Genomic DNA, 17,141 nt, shown 5'->3' on the forward strand with positions numbered 1-17,141 from the left:
ACAAACATAGGGTATTCTATACTTATTTCATCCATATTCAGGTTTGGACATCATCAAGCTTCAACCAAATATGTTAGACAACATTTAACAAAATGTGGTAGAGTAGTAGTATTCTTAAAAACAGTAGGGAGATTAGACATTTATGCTAAAACTAATTATCGCAAATTAAATTCCAATGAATTTAATAAAAGGGCTATTCTATAATTTCTTGTGAAGTTATAGGGTTTATTTAGTATGTCCCTTTTGCGATAAAAAAGAGAAGCATAATCATGTCTGATCCATATAAACAGGTAACATGGTAGCCCATAAGTGGTTAGCATTATACCTGTATATAACAAAGGACTTTATGAGTTTGTTCTCATAGGGTCTTTTTCTGTTTTTAGGAGGTGGTTATTCCCATTATAAATAGCTGTGAACATTTAATTTGGAGGGAATAGACGTGGAACAATATAAACTTGTAAGTAATTATCGACATGATGAAAAATTGAAAGATAGTTTTAATGATTTAGCAATTAAAACGTTTGGCTTAGATTTTCGAGGGTGGTACAACAAAGGTTATTGGAATGACCAATATATTCCTTATTCATTCGTGAAGGATGAAAACGTGATCGCAAATGCTTCTATTTATAAAATGTCGATACGAATAAATGGCGAGCGAATGAACGGGATTCAGATTGGTACGGTGATGACTGATGAAAATTATCGCCATCAAGGTTTGGCTAAGCAGTTGATGCTGCATATTCTCAAGGAGTATGAAGGTGCCTATGATTTCATGTATCTTTTTGCTAATAACACGGTACTAGATTTTTATCCGAAGTTTGGCTTTTCTCGAATCCATGAAAGTGAGTTTAGCTTAGACCTTACGAACAAGCCTATTCAACCGAAGAATGCTAACGTTCAACAGTTGACAATTGAACAGGATCTTGAACTTCTAGAAAATTATGCGAAAAAACGCGATACCCAATCGAGTATGATAGAAGTTGAGCAGAATGAAAGTCTATTAATGTTTTATTTTACATTAGTCTTTCCTAATGCCATATACTATCTAGAAGATTTAAAAACAATTGTCTTAATGGAGGAAGAAGAAGGGGTATTAAATATTTACGATATCATCTCCTTGCAGTCCATCAATGTGGAGGAATTGTTAGCCAGTATTGTGAAGGAAACAACCCAAAAAGTAGTATTTTATTTTACACCGGAGTTTACGATGGAAGGCATGACTGCAACAATCTTGCCAAATGATGATGATGCTTTATTCGTGCTTTCGAAAAAGCCTATCCTGCAAGGGAACTTTATGTTTCCTTTAACATCGCATTGTTAATTGGAAGAGGTTGAATTACTCTAAGCGTTAGCCCGTACCTTATCAGGTGCGGGCTATTTTTTTGCACCTTATAATGTTTTGTCAAATTACTGTAACATTACTGTTTTACGATACTATCATCAGTTTAATCGAAACGAGGAAAACACAATGAAAAAAATCGTAATTATATTACTTGCAGTTATTGTTGGCCTGTATATGGCTAAGCTATTTGGACAAGGCAATAACGATGAAATTGAATTTATCGATGACATAGCACCTGTAGTTGTTGCACTAAGTCAACAAACTAAGGAGATCTTGCCTAGTGTGATTATTGCACAGGCCATATTGGAATCGAATTACGGCAAAAGTGAATTGGCTCTTACTGCAAATAACCTGTTCGGTATCAAGGGCAGGTATCATGGAAAGTCCGTTAAAATGCCAACGGTTGAATATCAAAACAACAAAAACTATACGACAGAAGCAGAATTTCGAGCCTATCCTGATTGGAAAAGTGCATTAGAGGATCATCGTCAGCTATTATTAAAAGGGACGAGTTGGAATGAACAGCAATATGAAGAGGTCCTAGCTGCCTCAACTTATCAAGAAGCAGCCTATGCCTTGAAAAACAGCAATTACTCAACAGATCCTTTATATCCCGAAAAATTAATTGCTATTATTGAACAATATAATCTGGGGAAATATGATAAATAGGAGTTTCATAAATGAATATACTCATTGCAGATGATGAAATAGAGATGTTAAAGATTTTACAAAGTTATTTTCAAAGAGAAGGATTCACCGTCTTTATTGCTACAAATGGTGAAGAAGCACTTGCCATCTTTTATCAAGAACAAATTGATTTAGCCATTTTAGATTGGATGATGCCTAAAATAGATGGGATTATGGTTTGTCGTGAAATGAAAAAAACACAAAAAATTAAGGTGTTAATGCTTACAGCAAGAGACGCTGATGAAGACGAATTTCAAGCGCTATCAGATGGAGCAGATGATTATGTCAATAAACCCTTTTATCCAAAGGTACTCATCATGAGAGTGAAAAAATTACTTCAAATAGAATCCATCCAGCATATAAGCGACGTATCATTCGATATCGTCAGCAAACGTGTTTGGCGAGCAGGGACAGAAATAGAGTTAACTAAAACGGAATTCGAGCTATTAAGAGTATTTAGCCAACATAGGAGACAAATCTTGACGAGAGATCAGCTACTGGATTCTGTATGGGGATTGGACTATATTGGTGATCCACGTACAGTTGATACACATATTCGACGTTTGAGAGAAAAAATAGGAGAGGACATCATCCAAACACACAGAGGTATTGGATATAGCACAAGTGTATGAAACAAAAAATCGGCACAAAATTAACCATTTTTATCACATTAGTTGTCATTTTCACGTTTACCATCTCTCTTGTCGTAAGCCAATTTTTTCTGCCCAAATATTATCTTTATCAGTTAAATAAAAAAGTCGCAGATGCCTTTGATACGTATCAAACGTTGGATGATGCTAGCTTAGTGGAACGACAATATGATGTCACGATCATAGCTGTACCTCTTGAAGGTTCCATCAATGATCTCAACGAAAATTTAAGGCTTCAACTGGCGAGGGAACACATCGCGCTTAATAAATTTTGGGTTTCTGAAGAAGTGCTACAAGACGTAGCTGAAGATAGAACAGTAGGAAAATTGTATGATCAAGGAAAACAGAAGTCTAGCTTTCTGGTGCATTATACGAAAGAAGGAAATCAGCTCGTAGCAATTGGAGCCTCTATGGCTCATTTTACGGATATTGCTTATTTTATAAATCGTTTTAATTTAATGTTTCTGCTATTGAGTATCTTAGTGATTATTACTCTGACAGCCCTATTATCTCGTAAGTTGACCAAGCCATTAAATGAGCTACAACAAGTTGCAAAAGAAATAGGGGAGCTTAACTTTCAACAGACTAACATTCGAACGGGTGATGAAATCGAAGAATTAGCGAAAAGTATTAATAAAATGAGTGAAGCACTTGAATCAGCTCAAGAAATATTAACACAACGAAATCTGGATTTAAAGCAATTTATGATAGGATTAACACATGAGTTGAAAACACCTCTTGCTTTGATTAAAGTCTATTCAAGTGGACTAGAAGATGGCATGGATGATGGAACGTATGTAACGGTTATTCATAAACAAGTGGATCGAATGGAAAAAATCATTACAGATATGCTGTATTTTGCGAAAACGGAAGAAAACGATTCAAAAACATTAAGCTTTGATCTTATTGAGCTATTAAAAGAAATCATTCAAAGTTATCAGCCTATTCAAGGTGATAAACAGATTGTTTTTCAATCTGAAGTAATTGAATTTATGCTGAACACGGAGCAAGAGAAAGTTCATTTTGTTTTAGAAAATTTGATTAATAATGCCGTAAAATACACAACTGGTCAGGAAATATACATCCACTTCTATTCGCATGGAAGGTTAGAAATTAGGAATGATACCACACTTCTAGATATCACAAAAATATGGCATCCATTTTATGTTGGAGAAAGTTCTCGAAACAAGCACTTTTCAGGTACCGGGCTAGGTCTAGCTTCCGTGAAAAGTCTTGCGGAGCAATTAGGATATGTGGTTGAATCTACTCTTGTTCGTGGGAAAATAACGTTTAAAATCGATTTTCTGAATAAAGAGTAGTACCTTACTCTATATGGTAGAGTAAGGTTTTTATGCTATGATGGGAAAAAGGTTGTTAGGAGGATTAATATGGTAACATGCTAAGTGAAATATATAATTGACCCATATAAAATAAAGGAATTTGAAGTATATAGTAAAATGTGGATTCGACTGGTGAATAAATTAGGCGGTACGCATCAAGGTTATTTCCTTCCATATGAAGGGGCTAATAATATCGCTTTTCCGTTATTTACTTTTCCAAGCTTAACTGCACATGAAGCTTATCGTGTAAAGACAACTATAGGCACCGAGTGTCTAGATGCTTTTAGATATGCTGAAGAAACGAAGTGTATTCTTAGTTATGAAAAAAGCTTTATGCGCCCTGTCTTTGAATGAATAAATTTACATACATCTTAAAACTTTTAAGAATAACAAAAGTAATCGAGACTATTTGGCAGTCCTTTATTTAATTATATTGATAAAAGCTTTTGATGAGGAGGAAGTAATGTATACAGTTGGAGTGATCGGTCCTAAATCTTCTGTAGAACGAATTATAAAATTAGGTCAAGAATATGAAATGACGATGGATTTCGTCGCATATCCATATCAAGATTTTCATGAAACCGTAAATATCGTCAAAGAAAATAATCACGCTGTTGATGTTTGGTTTTTTTCTGGTCAAATTTCGTATATTGTTGCGAAAAACACGTTAAATTCAGGTGAGAATTTAGTATATATTCAACATACAGAATCTGGAATTTATAAATGTCTGTTACATATGGGCTTTTATCAAGGTGAATTTTTGAACAAGGTAAGTATTGATGAAATCACGACATCTCACTTGGAACAAGCCGTAAAACAATTAGATTTTGCGCCAAAAGAAATCTTTGTCAAAACCTTTGATGTAAACACCAGTATAAAGGAATTAATTGATTTTCATATAGATTTATGGAAGCGTGAAAAAACTGCTGGTGCTTTGACTTGCTTCGAAGCAGTCTATTTAGGCCTTAAGGAGACAGGCGTACCGGCTTATCACATATCAACCACAGATATGGAGGTTCGCCAAACACTACGAATACTTGAAGAAAAGCTTAGAACTTTCTATTTTAAAGATACTCAAATCGGTGTCCAAATTATCGAAATTGAACATTTCGATAAAATATCTGAAAAAGCGAAAAGTTCTTACCATTTGCAGTATTTAGAATTAAAGTTAAAAGAAACCTTGTTGAGGTTCTGTGAGCAGCTAGATGGCTCTTTGTTAGAAAAGGGAAATGGCAGGTATATCATTTTTAGCTCTAGGGGAGCTATTGAACGAAAAATTAAGGATTTACAGAATACCATATATCAACTTTCACATGAATCTAATACAACTGCCACTGTAGGAATTGGTTATGGGGTAACTGTTCATTCTGCGGAAATCAATGCACAACGAGCTATTCAACTGTCCAAAGAAAAGACAGAGCAATCGATAGTGATTGTACAAGAAAATGGTACAATTATTGAATCAGTCGGTGAGGAAGATGAAGTCAGTTTTTCGTATCGTATCAACGATGATATTTTATTAGACAAATTAAAAAAAGCGAAAATTAGTTTAAAAAATTACAGTAAATTATGTGCACTTATCAAAAAAATGAACTGGCAAGAATTCACCATTAAGGATTTGGCAGCACATCTTTATTGGGATGAAAGCAATGCCAGACGTATTTTAACAAGTCTAAGTGAAGTAGATTTAGTAGAGTACACAGGAAAAGATGCGCAAGTTTCACGAGGACGACCAAGTAAAATCTATCGTTTGAAATGACCATCATAAATAGATGGTTGTTTTTTTTTGTAAAAAAGTGTTGAAAAATTCAAACGATTAAAATAAAATCATTTTAAGGTAAAAACCTTTTAATGACCTTTAAATATTTTTATCTAATAAGTCGTGTGCAATGATATCTATTCACCTAGGAAGGAGTATTATCTACATCAATTATCACATCTAATTGCACCCAAGGGTGAAATAATTTGTTTTTTCTCCCTGCCTTCATATAAGTAAAGAGTCAAAATTAAAAGGTCATACCAATATTCTCTTTTCAGAGAGGGGAACATTCATGAGTCAAGAACAATATTTGAAAAAGAAAATGGGGTTTTGGTCACTTACAACACTATCACTAGGGGGAATAATAGGATCTAGTTGGCTCTTTGGACCATGGGTAGCTGCTAAACTAGCTGGTCCTGCAGCCATTCTATCTTGGATCATTGGTGCGTTTGTTATCACACTCATAGCGCTTGTATATGCTGAGTTAGGAAGAGTAAAGCCTGAAACAGGGGGATTAGCAAGATACCCACTCTACTCACACGGAAAAATGCTTGCTACTGTGACGAGTTATTCAATCTGGTTTGGCTATTGCGCGACTGCACCGGTAGAATCATCTGGTGTTATTCAATATGCCAATCAATTTTGGCCAGGATTATATGATGTAACGAAAGAGCAACTGACGACATCAGGGATCCTAGCAGCTATGGTTTTAATGGTATTTTTTGTTGTTTTTAATTATTTTGGGGTGAAATTATTTGCTGTCACAAACAACATTATTACGACAGTAAAGTTTGTTGTGCCAGTACTAACAATTATCGCCTTTTTTATGACTGGTTTTCATACCGAGAATTTTTCAAGTCAAGGTTTTGCGCCAAATGGCTATAGTGCCGGATTAAGTGCGATTTTAACTACTGGTATATTTTTTGCTTATACTGGGTTTGGCAATGTCATCATGATGAGTGGGGAAGTGGTCAACCCTCGTAGAAATATTCCACTCGCGCTCATTACTTCTTTAGGTGTTGCAGCAGTTTTGTATGTATTACTACAAATTACGTTTATCGGTGCAGTTCCCACAGAAATGTTAGCAAATGGGTGGAGTGGAATTAAGTTTGATTCACCTTTTGCAAATTTAGCGATGATGGCCAATATGGTTTGGTTATCATGGATTATTACAGCTGATGCCATGGTATCGCCAACGGGCTCAGCTCTTACTTATACAGCAGGAACGTCAAGACATGTATTCGGAATGGCGAAAAGTGGTTTCCTACCAACTTATTTCGGCACAATTAATAAACGTTTTGGTGTCCCAACACGTGCACTTGCTCTTAATTTCGTAGTAGGTTTACTTTTTTTATTCCCACTAAAAAGTTGGACAGCCATTGTTGCGATTGTTGGAGCCATCGGGATTTTTAAATACGCATCAGCATGTGTAACGGTCATTGTATTTCGTAGGGTGGGCTTGACAAAAAATAACGGGCTACCTGGCATGCAAATTATAGCACCAATGGCTTTTGTTTTTGCCACACTGCTAATTTATTGGACAAATTGGAGTAAAGTACAGTTAGCCATAACAGGTCTTGTAATTGGGATTGCTTGTTATTTAGTTATTTTCTTTATCCAAAAACACCAAACAATTGAATTCTTTGGTGGTATTTACATTATTATCTATATTTTGATGCTAGTATTGATGTCTTACTTAGGAAATTTCGGCGGGAAAGGTATTATCCCTGACCCTTATATGTCCGTCATTGTCGCTATATTTGGCCTAGCCTTTTATTATTTTGCGGTCTTTAACGGCGTTTGGTACATGCGTAAAAGAGGAAACATTGAAGAATTACAGGACAGTATTTCTGAAGTATCTTAACGATTAATTTTTTTGAAGGAGAATGGATGATGAAACTTTGGGGCGGTCGCTTTAGAAAAGAAGAAAACAAATTAATGGAGGATTTCAACAGTTCACTGAAGGTGGATCAAAGACTTTACAAGGAAGATATAAAAGGGAGTATTGCACATGTCAATATGTTGGTGCAATGCGATTTACTAACAGAGCAAGAAGGACAAGATATTGTCAGCGCGCTTCTTTCTATTTTAGAGGATATTGACAATGGCACATTGTTAATTGAAGGGAATTATGAAGATATTCATAGTTTTGTAGAGTCCAATTTGATTCAACGAATTGGCGAAACAGGTAAAAAGCTTCATACAGCGAGAAGTCGAAATGACCAAGTAGCAACAGATATTAGGCTTTATGCTAAAAATAAAGCGCTGGAAGTTATTGCAACAATTGAAGATTTACAAAATAGTTTAGAACAAAAAGCAAAAGACAATAACGTGATTATGCCTGGATATACGCATCTTCAGCGTGCGCAGGTCATTACTTTTCAACATCACTTGATGGCCTACTACAATATGTTAAATCGTGATAAAAAAAGAATTCTCAAAGCTATTGAGATAATGAATGAAAGTCCGCTTGGTTGTGGCGCTTTAGCAGGGACTACTCATGCTATCAATCGTGAGATCACGGCTTCAGCGTTAGGCTTCTCAAAACCAGTCGATAATTTTCTAGATGGTGTAAGCGATCGCGATTATCTATTAGAATTAATGTCTGATTTTTCGATTATCATGATGCATTTAAGTCGATTAAGTGAAGAATTAATTTTATGGAGTAGCCAGGAGTTTAAATTTGTTACGATTGATGATGCATACTCGACAGGCAGCAGTATTATGCCACAAAAGAAAAATCCTGATGCAGCTGAGCTTATACGAGGTAAAACTGGACGAGTTTATGGCTCACTAACTTCATTATTAACAACGATGAAGGGCTTACCACTTGCTTACAATAAAGATATGCAGGAAGATAAAGAGCCATTTTTCGACGCATTGGATACTGTATTATCTTGCCTTCAAATCATGTCTAAAATGATTGCTACTATGAAGGTGAACAAAGAAAATATGAAAAAAGCTGTCAAAGGCGGTTTTCTGAATGCAACGGAGGTTGCCGATTATTTAGTGAGCAAAGGGGTTGCCTTCAGAGATGCCCACAGTATTGTTGGTTCGATCGTTATTTATTGTGAGGATCATGACAAGGCCATTGAAGATTTAACAATGGATGAGTTGAAAGACTTGAGTTCATTTATCGATGAGGATATCTATGACTATATTGACTATCAAAATATATTAAATAAAGGGATTAAAGTAGGCTTATTAACATAATAACCAGATGTAAATTTAACCGTTATCTTGACAAAGAAATTTGTCAAAATAACGGTTTTTTAAACGATCAATAGTTGTATGAGATCTCAGGTAGTAGCAGTTGAATATTTATTCTCAATTTTATTGTAAGATTATAATAAAACGAGCAGGGTTTTGAGTGCTTTTGGTTGTATCAGGATAATAGTTTCGTTGTAGCAAGAAAGGGGGAGTCATATGATAGACTCTCCCTTTGTCTGCTAGGAAAGAACGCGAATAGTTGATTCCGTTTTTGTTTTAACTTTTAACGCAAGCGCCATGATGACGATGATTATAAATAATAAGGCGAAAAGGGCCACATCAAATGTGTTTGTTACATCTTTTATGACCCCAACAAGCATAGGAATAATCCCACTAATAATATAGCCACCAAATTGAATCATGGCTGTCCATTCGCTTGCATCTTTTGGTGTAGTCGTTGCATCTAAAGGCAGAATCATTGCCAATGGGAATAATCCGCCAGCACCAATCCCTGTTAATGTGGCACAAAGAATCGGAGAGATCCCACCAATTATTAATAATAGGATGCCTATAAAGGAGCTTAACGCACAGAGGAGCATCCAAGGCTTTCTCTTCACACTATTATTAATAATAATTGGAATAATAAAGCTACATATCATCTGCATTACAGAAAAAATGGTTACTGTTGTTGCGGCGTAGGCGTCACTATATCCCATATCCTGTACTTTTGGAGCGAGCCATGTCGCTAGAGAATAATAAACACCTGATTGTAAACCAAACATGACCATAAGGAGCCAAACATATCGATTTCCCCAAGGTAATCGGCTTTTTTGACTGACGGATTTCTCTATTGCCTCTTGAGTTTGCTTTGATTTTTTGATAATAGGAATCCAAACAATGAAACCCACTAGAGCGAATACCGACCAAATTGCTAAAGCTGCGTTCCAAGATTGGTGAAAAGCATGCATAGCAGGCACGACTAAACCAGCGCTTAAAGACGCTCCAATTCCCATCCCCGCTGAATATACACCGATCATAGTAGAAGAATATTTAGGAAATTCCTTTTTGATATAGCCTGAAATCAGTGGACCTGTAATGGCAATACCTATCCCACTAAGAATAGCGGTTAATAATAAAAATAAAGGAAAAGTTGCCACTAACCGTAAAGCTGTTGATACACCAATTAATAAAACGGATACACCAATCGTCCATTCAATGCCCCATCGCTCACTTAGCTTACCAGCCAATGGTGCAAATACCCCCATACAAAACACGGGTAGGGCTGTTAGTAAACTGACTACAACGCTCGTCATCTGCAAATCCATTTGAATATTTTTCAATACTGGTGAAATAGATGTTATCGAAGCTCGTAGATTCATAGATAGTATAAACAAAGAAAAAACGCTCCAAATAATCGGAAAGTTTTTTGATTTCGCCATAACTGAAAACACCTCTTTTAATTATTTTTTGATATACTATAGTTAACTTTTTATATGTAAGATAAACTATAATTTATCGACTTGTATACTATAATATACTTAATATACAAAGTCAATGGAAGGGGTGCGAAATATTGCAAGAGGGAAATATGGATTTATCTAGTCAAGTAGGCATTCAATTAAGAGAGATTCGAAAAAACAAAAGGATGAGTCTTGAAGAGCTCGCAAATATTAGTAGTGTCAGTAAGCTAACGTTAGGGAAAATTGAAAGAGGGGAAACAAATCCAACGCTCAATATCCTTTGGAAAATATGTAGAGGGCTTAATATTCCACTTGTTTCTTTATTATCCTTTGAGGAAAATGTAGAGGTCCATCGTTTTGGCGCAGATTACCAATTAGCAGGACAAAATAATGACTGGTTTGTCGAACCATTATTTAGAACGAACGGAACTGAATGGTATAGAAGTTGTATTGAACCTAATAGTGAATACAGTGAGTATCACTTAGCAGGGTCCGAGGAAATTGTGCTAGTATTAAATGGTCAATTGGAAATGAAGGTAGGGGAGAAAAATCATCAATTAAACCAATGGGATGTCATTAAATTTAATGGTGAAGAGCTACACACATACATCAATCGTTCCAACGAAAAAGTGCATTTAATGCAGTCTCTAACCTATACAACTCCATAGTTTTTGTCTAAAAAAAAACGTCCTTACTTTGAACAGTAAAGGACGTTTTTCAATTATTTCGCTTCTATAGATAACCCCAAATCATACATAATAACGTCCCGAAAATGGTAACGAGCGCAATGATCAACGCATAATAGATATTGGTATAGATTGCAGGCTTATCCTTTGTTTCACTAGCATGCATAAAGACGACTAACTGTAAGCCGGCCTGAATAAATGCTGTGACTAAAAGTATTGTCATGGTAATGGGCATTGACATATCAAAAAAATACACACATGCTGCAATGATGGTAAGGATAATCGACAGGGCAAATCCCATAACTTGTTTTAGTGGGAATAAATCACTCATTTCAAACCATTCCTTTCAAGTAAATGAAACTGAAGATAAAGATCCAGACCACATCTAAAAAGTGCCAGTATAAAGAGAAGATGAAAGATTTATTGGCTGTTTCAGGTGTCAACCCACGCTGAATTAGTTGGTAGACAATAAACATGCCCCAGAACACCCCAAATGTGACGTGCGCACCATGCGTCCCTAATGTTGTCAAAAGGGTTGCTGTAAAGGCACTTGTTTGTAATCCTGCACCAACATGCACATAGTGAATGAACTCATAAACTTCAAAACCAATAAATACTACACCAAGTAGTAGTGTCAAAACATAGAACGTTATCATCGCTTTCGTATAACCTTTGCGCATGGCATGTATGCCTAAGCCAATGGTAAAGCTACTTGTTAAGAGAATAAAAGTTTCAAATAAAACAGGTGTAATTTCAAAAATGTCAGCTCCTGTAGGGCCATTTCCAGTACGATCTACCAAAACAAAGTAAGCTGCGAACAGCGTCCCAAAGAGCATGATTTCAGCACCGATAAATACCCAAAAGCCTAAAATATTCAATTGATTTTGCTGTGTACTATATTCTAAAGGAAGTGATTGATCGATTTTCATGATTGACTACCTCGCAATTTCGATTCCGTTGCTTTCACTTTTTCGACAGAAACATAATGTCCTGGATCTTTTTCCAACGAACGGTGTGCCATACAAACAAAAATACCGATAGTTGTAACAATGGTTGGAATCCACATACCAAATACAAATGAGAAGCCCCATGCAAAGAAGATACAGCCTAAAATGAAAGGTACACCACTGTTATTAGGCATATGAATGTTTTCATATTGCTCTGGGAACAAATCATGCTGACGATATTTTGCATCCCATAAAGCCTCTGTTGAAATCACATGCGGCACCTTTGCAAAGTTATAGTACGGCACAGGACTAGGTGTAGTCCATTCTAAAGTGCGTGCGTCCCATGGATCTGAGCCAACGTTTCTTGGAGCATAACGAATGCTGTAATAAACGTTGTAAACAATTAAGATAAAGCCAATTGTAAGGCCAATTGCACCGATAAAAGAAATCATATTCCACATACCAAAACCTGTGGATGCTGAGTAAGTGTACATACGGCGTGCTTGTCCATCTAAACCAGAGAAGAACATCGGCATAAAGGCTAGTAAGGTACTGATCGCAATAATCCAGGCCGTTACTTTTCCTATTTTTTCATTTAACATAAAGCCAAACATTTTTGGCCAATAGTAATGTAAGCCTGCTAACATCGCAAATACAACACCTGGAATAATCACCATATGGAAGTGTGCTACTAAAAACATTGTATTATGGTATTGGTAGTCAGCTGCTGACATACCAAGCATCACGCCCGTTACGCCACCTATTGTAAACGTAGGGATAAACAACATGGAGTAAAGCATTGGCGTTGTAAAGACAATTTTTCCTTTCCACAGGGTGAATAACCAGTTAAAGATCTTTACCCCAGTCGGCACAGCAATGGCCATCGTTGTTATTGAAAAAATACTATTTGTTAAAGCGCCTTGTCCCATCGTAAAGAAATGATGGGTCCATACTAAAAACGATAGGAAGGAGATAATGACCATTGAACCGACCATCGATTTATAGCCATAGAGATTGCGTCCAGAAAAAGTAGAAATAATCTCACTGTAAAGTCCAAAGGCTGGTAATATCAGGATATAAACCTCGGGATGTCCCCATACCCAGAAGAAATTCGCCCACAGCATATCCATACCGCCGTTGGATGTTGTGAAGAAATTCGTTGCAAATAGGCGGTCAAAAGTTCCCATGACAAGTGCTACCGTTAATACAGGAAAGGCAAAAACGATAATTACATTTGCCACGAAAGAAGACCACGTAAACATTGGCATTTTCATTAATGTCATACCTGGTGCTCGCATTTTGAGAATTGTCACAATCATGTTAATACCAGTAATTAATGTACCAAGGCCTGAAATTTGTAGAGCAAACAAGTAATAGTTCGTTCCTACAGATTGACTAAATTCATTATTAGCAAGAGGGAAATAATTCGTCCAGCCAGCATCAGGAGAGCCGCCAATTACAAAGGAAATGTTTAATAGCATGGCCCCCATGAAAAATAGCCAAAAACTTAAAGCATTCAAACGTGGAAAGGCCACGTCTCTTGCGCCAATTTGAAGTGGCACAATGTAGTTCATAAACGCCATAATAAACGGCATGGCCATAAATATAATCATAACAGTTCCGTGTGTCGTAAATATTTCATTATAATGCTGTGCATCTAATAATTTATTGTCAGGTACTGCCATTTGTGCTCGCATCATAATAGCGTCCGCTCCACCACGGAAAAGCATAAGAAGAGCTGAAATTAAATACATAATACCAATTCGTTTATGATCAACTGTTGTTAACCATTCACGCCAAAGGTAGCCCCATTTTTTAAAATAGGTTAATCCTACAATCATCGCTATCACCGTAAGACCAATAGCGACCATTGAGGCATAAATAGCTGGGCTTGGATGTGGTATCGCAAATCGTTCAAAGTAATCCATCTGACTATGTCTCCTTTCGACATAAACCTTATCGTAAACTAGTTCATTTCGAGAATTTCAAGATTGTTTTATTGAGATGCATGATCTTTTACGTGAGAAGAACCATGCTGATGTCCACCATTTTCACCCTCAGGTGCAGGCAGAAAAGTTAAATGTGTTCCATTGTAAGTGGACTGTCCCACATGTCCTGGTTCTAATAACGTATTAAATTTTTCCTCCGTTAATAGATCTGCTGTTTCTTTTACTTCCTTTACCCAATCATTAAATTCATCATGAGTCACCGCTGTAACGTTAAACGTATTTTCGGCGAACCCTTTGCCGTTAAAGTTTGCATTTCTTCCCATAAACTCTCCGGGCATATCCGCGGCCAAATGCAAAGTATTCACCATATCGGCCATCGCATATTTTTGCCCACCCAGTTGAGGAATCCAGAAACTAGTAATCGGTCCATACGAGTAAAGTTTGAACTCAATTGGACGCTCTGCAGGGATATACAAATAATTTACGGTTTCAATATCTTCTTCTGGATAACTAAAATGCCATTTCCAGTTAGAGGTTGAAGCATAAATGACCAATGGTTTCTCATTTTTATATTTTTCTGGCGTCGATTCCACCTTATAATTACTTTGAACAGAAATAATAGACATGTACGCAACAATTAAAACAGGTATGCCTACACAAATTATTTCAACCATTGTACTCCCTTTAATGTGGGGAGGCTTATAGTCGGGACTTTGCTTAGAAGCACGATATTTCATTAACATATAAGCTAAAATCACAAAAACGATTAGTACGATAAAGGACATAATCCCTATCGATAGCATAATATCTTTGGCTTGTACTTGAGCTTGAGGACCTTTTGGATCTAATACTAATAACGGGTCACAACCGGTTAACATAGTGACAATAGTGAAAAGACCAATTAATCTGAGCCAACTTTTTTTCATAAACAAACCCCTTTAACTGATTCTTTGAAGTGCTATCGGCTACTATGGGTTTGCATGGATTTTGATTCACAATTGATTTTTATCATAGTGGCACATACTTTGAAAGACAAGGCGTTTTGCAAGATAACACAGAATGTTCTCAAACAAGAAAAGTGATTTCAGAATAATATTTTGGAGAGGAATACACATCTAGTAAGTGTTATCATAGGGTCCTATAGATTGAAATTTAAAGTGGATGGGGAAAGTAATAAGAAAGTGGACGGTTCGATAGAAATGACATTATACTATGATTGATATTTTAGCTTTCCAGACAAAGCTAGAAATAAGAAGCACTATTGAGGTGAGAAAATATGGATTGGAAACCAGATCGAAATGCAAAAAAAGCTATCTATAAACAACTCGCAGAATATATTGAAAAAGGGATTGCTGATGGGACATTTCCGCCTGATAAACCTTTACCATCAGAACGATATTTAGCGAATACTTTGAACGTAAATAGAAGTACAGTTGTTAGTGCATATGACGAATTAGAAGCAATGGGGCTTATTGAACGGAATAGAGGAAGTGGCACGACCATTAGTAAAGATATTTGGGGGATTACAAGGAAAAGAATTCCTAGCTGGAATCGATATATTGAGGCAGGCTCTTTTTTACCTAATCTACCTGTCACACAAAAAATAAGAAAAGAGGCAGTGGAACACAAACTAATAAATTTAGCGACTGGAGAATTATCAGAAGATCTTTTCCCTAAAAGTGCATTAAGAGAAATCACAGCAACACGTTCTTTTATAGGGAGCCTAGGATATGACCATCCACTAGGAAGTGAGATCCTACGCACGACCCTTACGAAACATATCAAAACTAGGGGAATTGACACAAAACCTTCTTCCATCCTGATTACTTCAGGAGCACAACAAGCATTACATTTGATTGTCCAATGTTTGTTAAAGCCTGGAGATGCAGTTGCAATTGAAGATCCTTCCTACAACTTCAATCTACCTATTTTTAAATCGGCAGGCTTACAAATCCATTATCTTCCTGTTCATAAGGATGGCATTAATCCGGATGATTTGCAAGCCTTGTATAAAAAACACCGTATTAAAATGATTTTTTTAAATCCTGATTTTCACAATCCAACAGGCTCTTCATTGGATTTAAAGAAAAGAGAGGCTATTCTAGAGATATCCTCCAAGCTTGGCATTCCTGTGGTAGAAGATGATCCCTATAGCTTAACAGCTTTTTCTGGTGAGAAAAGTCCAACCCTGAAATCATTAGATAAAAACGGAAACGTATTGTACATTAGCTCTTTGTCCAAAATTGTAGCTTCAGGTTTACGAATTGGATGGATTGTTGGTCCTACATCCGTTATTGAAAGACTATCCGATGCCAAGCAACAAATCGACTTTGGCCACTCAAGCTTCACCCAATGGATAGCCAATGATTTTTTAGAATCCGCCAATTTCAACTTGCATATAAAAAATTTAGTGAAGGAATTAGAAAGACGGCGCGATACAATTGTACAGAGTCTCAATACGTATTTAAAAGATCAGGTGGCGTTTTTCATTCCTCAAGGTGGCATTCATATTTGGTGCCAGGTTCTGATGAAAAATTATAATGAAACTCAATTACTGGAAGAATCCATTAAACGAGGTGTCATATATGTGCCTGGTTCAACCATGGGATCGCAAAAGGGATATGTCCGTTTTACGTACGCAAGGGAAGATGTCGAGTCAATCGACGAGGGAATCAAAAGGTTTGCGCAAGCGCTGCATTGCCTAAATGATAGATGATGATTTTTGTAAATTATATACAAGTGGATGGCTAAAATAACAGTAAAGTGGACGGTTAAAAAAGTAGGGAAAGTATTTATGATAGAAATATGGATAACAACAATCCATCAAGGCTTTCGACGATCATGGAAGTGTGGATCGATTCACAATTATTCGCACGAGTAATGAAAACTGTAAATAGGGAAGGTGATAGGGCAACCTTGACAGCGATGCCGAGGCATTAAGGATGAGGTAGATCACTAATGCTGGTAGGTTTAGTGCTACGGGAAGGTTTTATCAAAAATTTGCTAGAAGCCCACTTTTAATAAAGAGGTAATAAAATTCACAACACATATCGTTAATTTTGTTTTAAAGCTTTACCTGTTCTAACAGTCTCGTTTTACAGCTTTAGCTGC

14 protein-coding genes and 2 pseudogenes are annotated in these 17,141 nt (G+C 36.4%); 11 read left to right on the plus strand and 5 right to left on the minus strand.

Annotated features, from left to right (window positions below; translation table 11 throughout):
• Positions 1–439: 439 nt before the first annotated feature.
• From AO843_RS12575 to argH, 9 genes and pseudogenes are all read left to right on the plus strand, one after another.
• A complete protein-coding gene (locus tag AO843_RS12575; protein WP_054611447.1) occupies positions 440–1,321 on the plus strand; it encodes a GNAT family N-acetyltransferase in 882 nt (293 codons plus the stop codon).
• Between the two features lie 147 nt (positions 1,322–1,468).
• Complete coding sequence (locus AO843_RS12580; protein WP_054611448.1) at positions 1,469–2,011, plus strand: glycoside hydrolase family 73 protein; 543 nt, start codon at positions 1,469–1,471, stop codon at positions 2,009–2,011.
• 11 nt (positions 2,012–2,022) lie between these two features.
• Positions 2,023–2,371: pseudogene (locus tag AO843_RS25585) on the plus strand (response regulator transcription factor); the annotation flags it as partial.
• 77 nt (positions 2,372–2,448) lie between these two features.
• Positions 2,449–2,661 (plus strand): annotated as a pseudogene (locus AO843_RS25590) (helix-turn-helix domain-containing protein); the annotation flags it as partial.
• A complete protein-coding gene (locus AO843_RS12590; RefSeq protein WP_054611450.1) occupies positions 2,658–3,998 on the plus strand; it encodes a sensor histidine kinase in 1,341 nt (446 codons plus the stop codon). The pseudogene AO843_RS25590 and the gene AO843_RS12590, both read left to right, overlap by 4 nt.
• An 84-nt stretch (positions 3,999–4,082) precedes the next feature.
• The gene (locus tag AO843_RS12595; protein WP_231630136.1) at positions 4,083–4,373 is read left to right on the plus strand and encodes an NIPSNAP family protein; all 291 of its coding nucleotides are present in this window, start codon (positions 4,083–4,085) and stop codon (positions 4,371–4,373) included.
• A gap of 109 nt (positions 4,374–4,482) precedes the next feature.
• Positions 4,483–5,778, plus strand: coding sequence for a helix-turn-helix domain-containing protein (locus tag AO843_RS12600; protein WP_054611451.1), 1,296 nt, complete (start codon positions 4,483–4,485; stop codon positions 5,776–5,778).
• Positions 5,779–6,070: 292 nt separating this feature from the next.
• Positions 6,071–7,642: an APC family permease gene (locus tag AO843_RS12605; protein ID WP_054611452.1), complete on the plus strand. Its 1,572-nt coding sequence runs from the start codon at positions 6,071–6,073 to the stop codon at positions 7,640–7,642.
• 26 nt (positions 7,643–7,668) lie between these two features.
• Complete coding sequence (gene argH / locus AO843_RS12610) at positions 7,669–8,991, plus strand: argininosuccinate lyase (protein ID WP_197278920.1); 1,323 nt, start codon at positions 7,669–7,671, stop codon at positions 8,989–8,991.
• A gap of 236 nt (positions 8,992–9,227) precedes the next feature.
• On the opposite strand, the gene AO843_RS12615 is transcribed toward argH, so the two are convergent.
• Complete coding sequence (locus AO843_RS12615) at positions 9,228–10,427, minus strand: MFS transporter (protein WP_054611454.1); 1,200 nt, start codon at positions 10,425–10,427, stop codon at positions 9,228–9,230.
• A gap of 134 nt (positions 10,428–10,561) precedes the next feature.
• On the opposite strand from AO843_RS12615, the gene AO843_RS12620 reads away from it, so the two are divergent.
• Positions 10,562–11,116, plus strand: coding sequence for a helix-turn-helix domain-containing protein (locus AO843_RS12620; protein ID WP_054611455.1), 555 nt, complete (start codon positions 10,562–10,564; stop codon positions 11,114–11,116).
• 64 nt (positions 11,117–11,180) lie between these two features.
• On the opposite strand, the gene qoxD is transcribed toward AO843_RS12620, so the two are convergent.
• The 4 genes from qoxD to qoxA form a co-directional block, all read right to left on the minus strand.
• The gene (gene qoxD, locus AO843_RS12625; RefSeq protein ID WP_054611456.1) at positions 11,181–11,465 is read right to left on the minus strand and encodes a cytochrome aa3 quinol oxidase subunit IV; all 285 of its coding nucleotides are present in this window, start codon (positions 11,463–11,465) and stop codon (positions 11,181–11,183) included.
• Position 11,466: 1 nt separating this feature from the next.
• Complete coding sequence (qoxC, locus tag AO843_RS12630; RefSeq protein WP_054611457.1) at positions 11,467–12,063, minus strand: cytochrome aa3 quinol oxidase subunit III; 597 nt, start codon at positions 12,061–12,063, stop codon at positions 11,467–11,469.
• The gene (gene qoxB, locus AO843_RS12635) at positions 12,060–14,009 is read right to left on the minus strand and encodes a cytochrome aa3 quinol oxidase subunit I (RefSeq protein ID WP_054611458.1); all 1,950 of its coding nucleotides are present in this window, start codon (positions 14,007–14,009) and stop codon (positions 12,060–12,062) included. The genes qoxC and qoxB overlap by 4 nt, the downstream gene beginning before the upstream one ends.
• 68 nt (positions 14,010–14,077) lie before the next feature.
• Positions 14,078–14,956: a cytochrome aa3 quinol oxidase subunit II gene (gene qoxA, locus AO843_RS12640; RefSeq protein WP_054611459.1), complete on the minus strand. Its 879-nt coding sequence runs from the start codon at positions 14,954–14,956 to the stop codon at positions 14,078–14,080.
• Positions 14,957–15,306: 350 nt separating this feature from the next.
• On the opposite strand from qoxA, the gene AO843_RS12645 reads away from it, so the two are divergent.
• A complete protein-coding gene (locus AO843_RS12645) occupies positions 15,307–16,746 on the plus strand; it encodes a MocR-like pyridoxine biosynthesis transcription factor PdxR (RefSeq protein WP_054611460.1) in 1,440 nt (479 codons plus the stop codon).
• The last annotated feature ends 395 nt before the right edge of the window (positions 16,747–17,141 follow it).

Source organism: Lysinibacillus sp. ZYM-1, from assembly GCF_001308875.1.
Taxonomy (GTDB): Bacteria; Bacillota; Bacilli; order Bacillales_A; family Planococcaceae; genus Lysinibacillus.

Bases quoted from the DNA above. Each gene is read 5' to 3' on its own strand.
- AO843_RS12580 (WP_054611448.1), top strand. From the start codon at position 1,469: ATGAAAAAAATCGTAATTATATTACTTGCAGTTATTGTTGGCCTGTAT.
- AO843_RS12590 (WP_054611450.1), top strand. From the start codon at position 2,658: ATGAAACAAAAAATCGGCACAAAATTAACCATTTTTATCACATTAGTT.
- AO843_RS12600 (WP_054611451.1), top strand. From the start codon at position 4,483: ATGTATACAGTTGGAGTGATCGGTCCTAAATCTTCTGTAGAACGAATT.
- AO843_RS12605 (WP_054611452.1), top strand. From the start codon at position 6,071: ATGAGTCAAGAACAATATTTGAAAAAGAAAATGGGGTTTTGGTCACTT.
- argH (WP_197278920.1), top strand. From the start codon at position 7,669: ATGATGAAACTTTGGGGCGGTCGCTTTAGAAAAGAAGAAAACAAATTA.
- AO843_RS12615 (WP_054611454.1), bottom strand. From the start codon at position 10,427: ATGGCGAAATCAAAAAACTTTCCGATTATTTGGAGCGTTTTTTCTTTG.
- qoxD (WP_054611456.1), bottom strand. From the start codon at position 11,465: ATGAGTGATTTATTCCCACTAAAACAAGTTATGGGATTTGCCCTGTCG.
- qoxC (WP_054611457.1), bottom strand. From the start codon at position 12,063: ATGAAAATCGATCAATCACTTCCTTTAGAATATAGTACACAGCAAAAT.
- qoxB (WP_054611458.1), bottom strand. From the start codon at position 14,009: ATGGATTACTTTGAACGATTTGCGATACCACATCCAAGCCCAGCTATT.
- qoxA (WP_054611459.1), bottom strand. From the start codon at position 14,956: ATGAAAAAAAGTTGGCTCAGATTAATTGGTCTTTTCACTATTGTCACT.
- AO843_RS12645 (WP_054611460.1), top strand. From the start codon at position 15,307: ATGGATTGGAAACCAGATCGAAATGCAAAAAAAGCTATCTATAAACAA.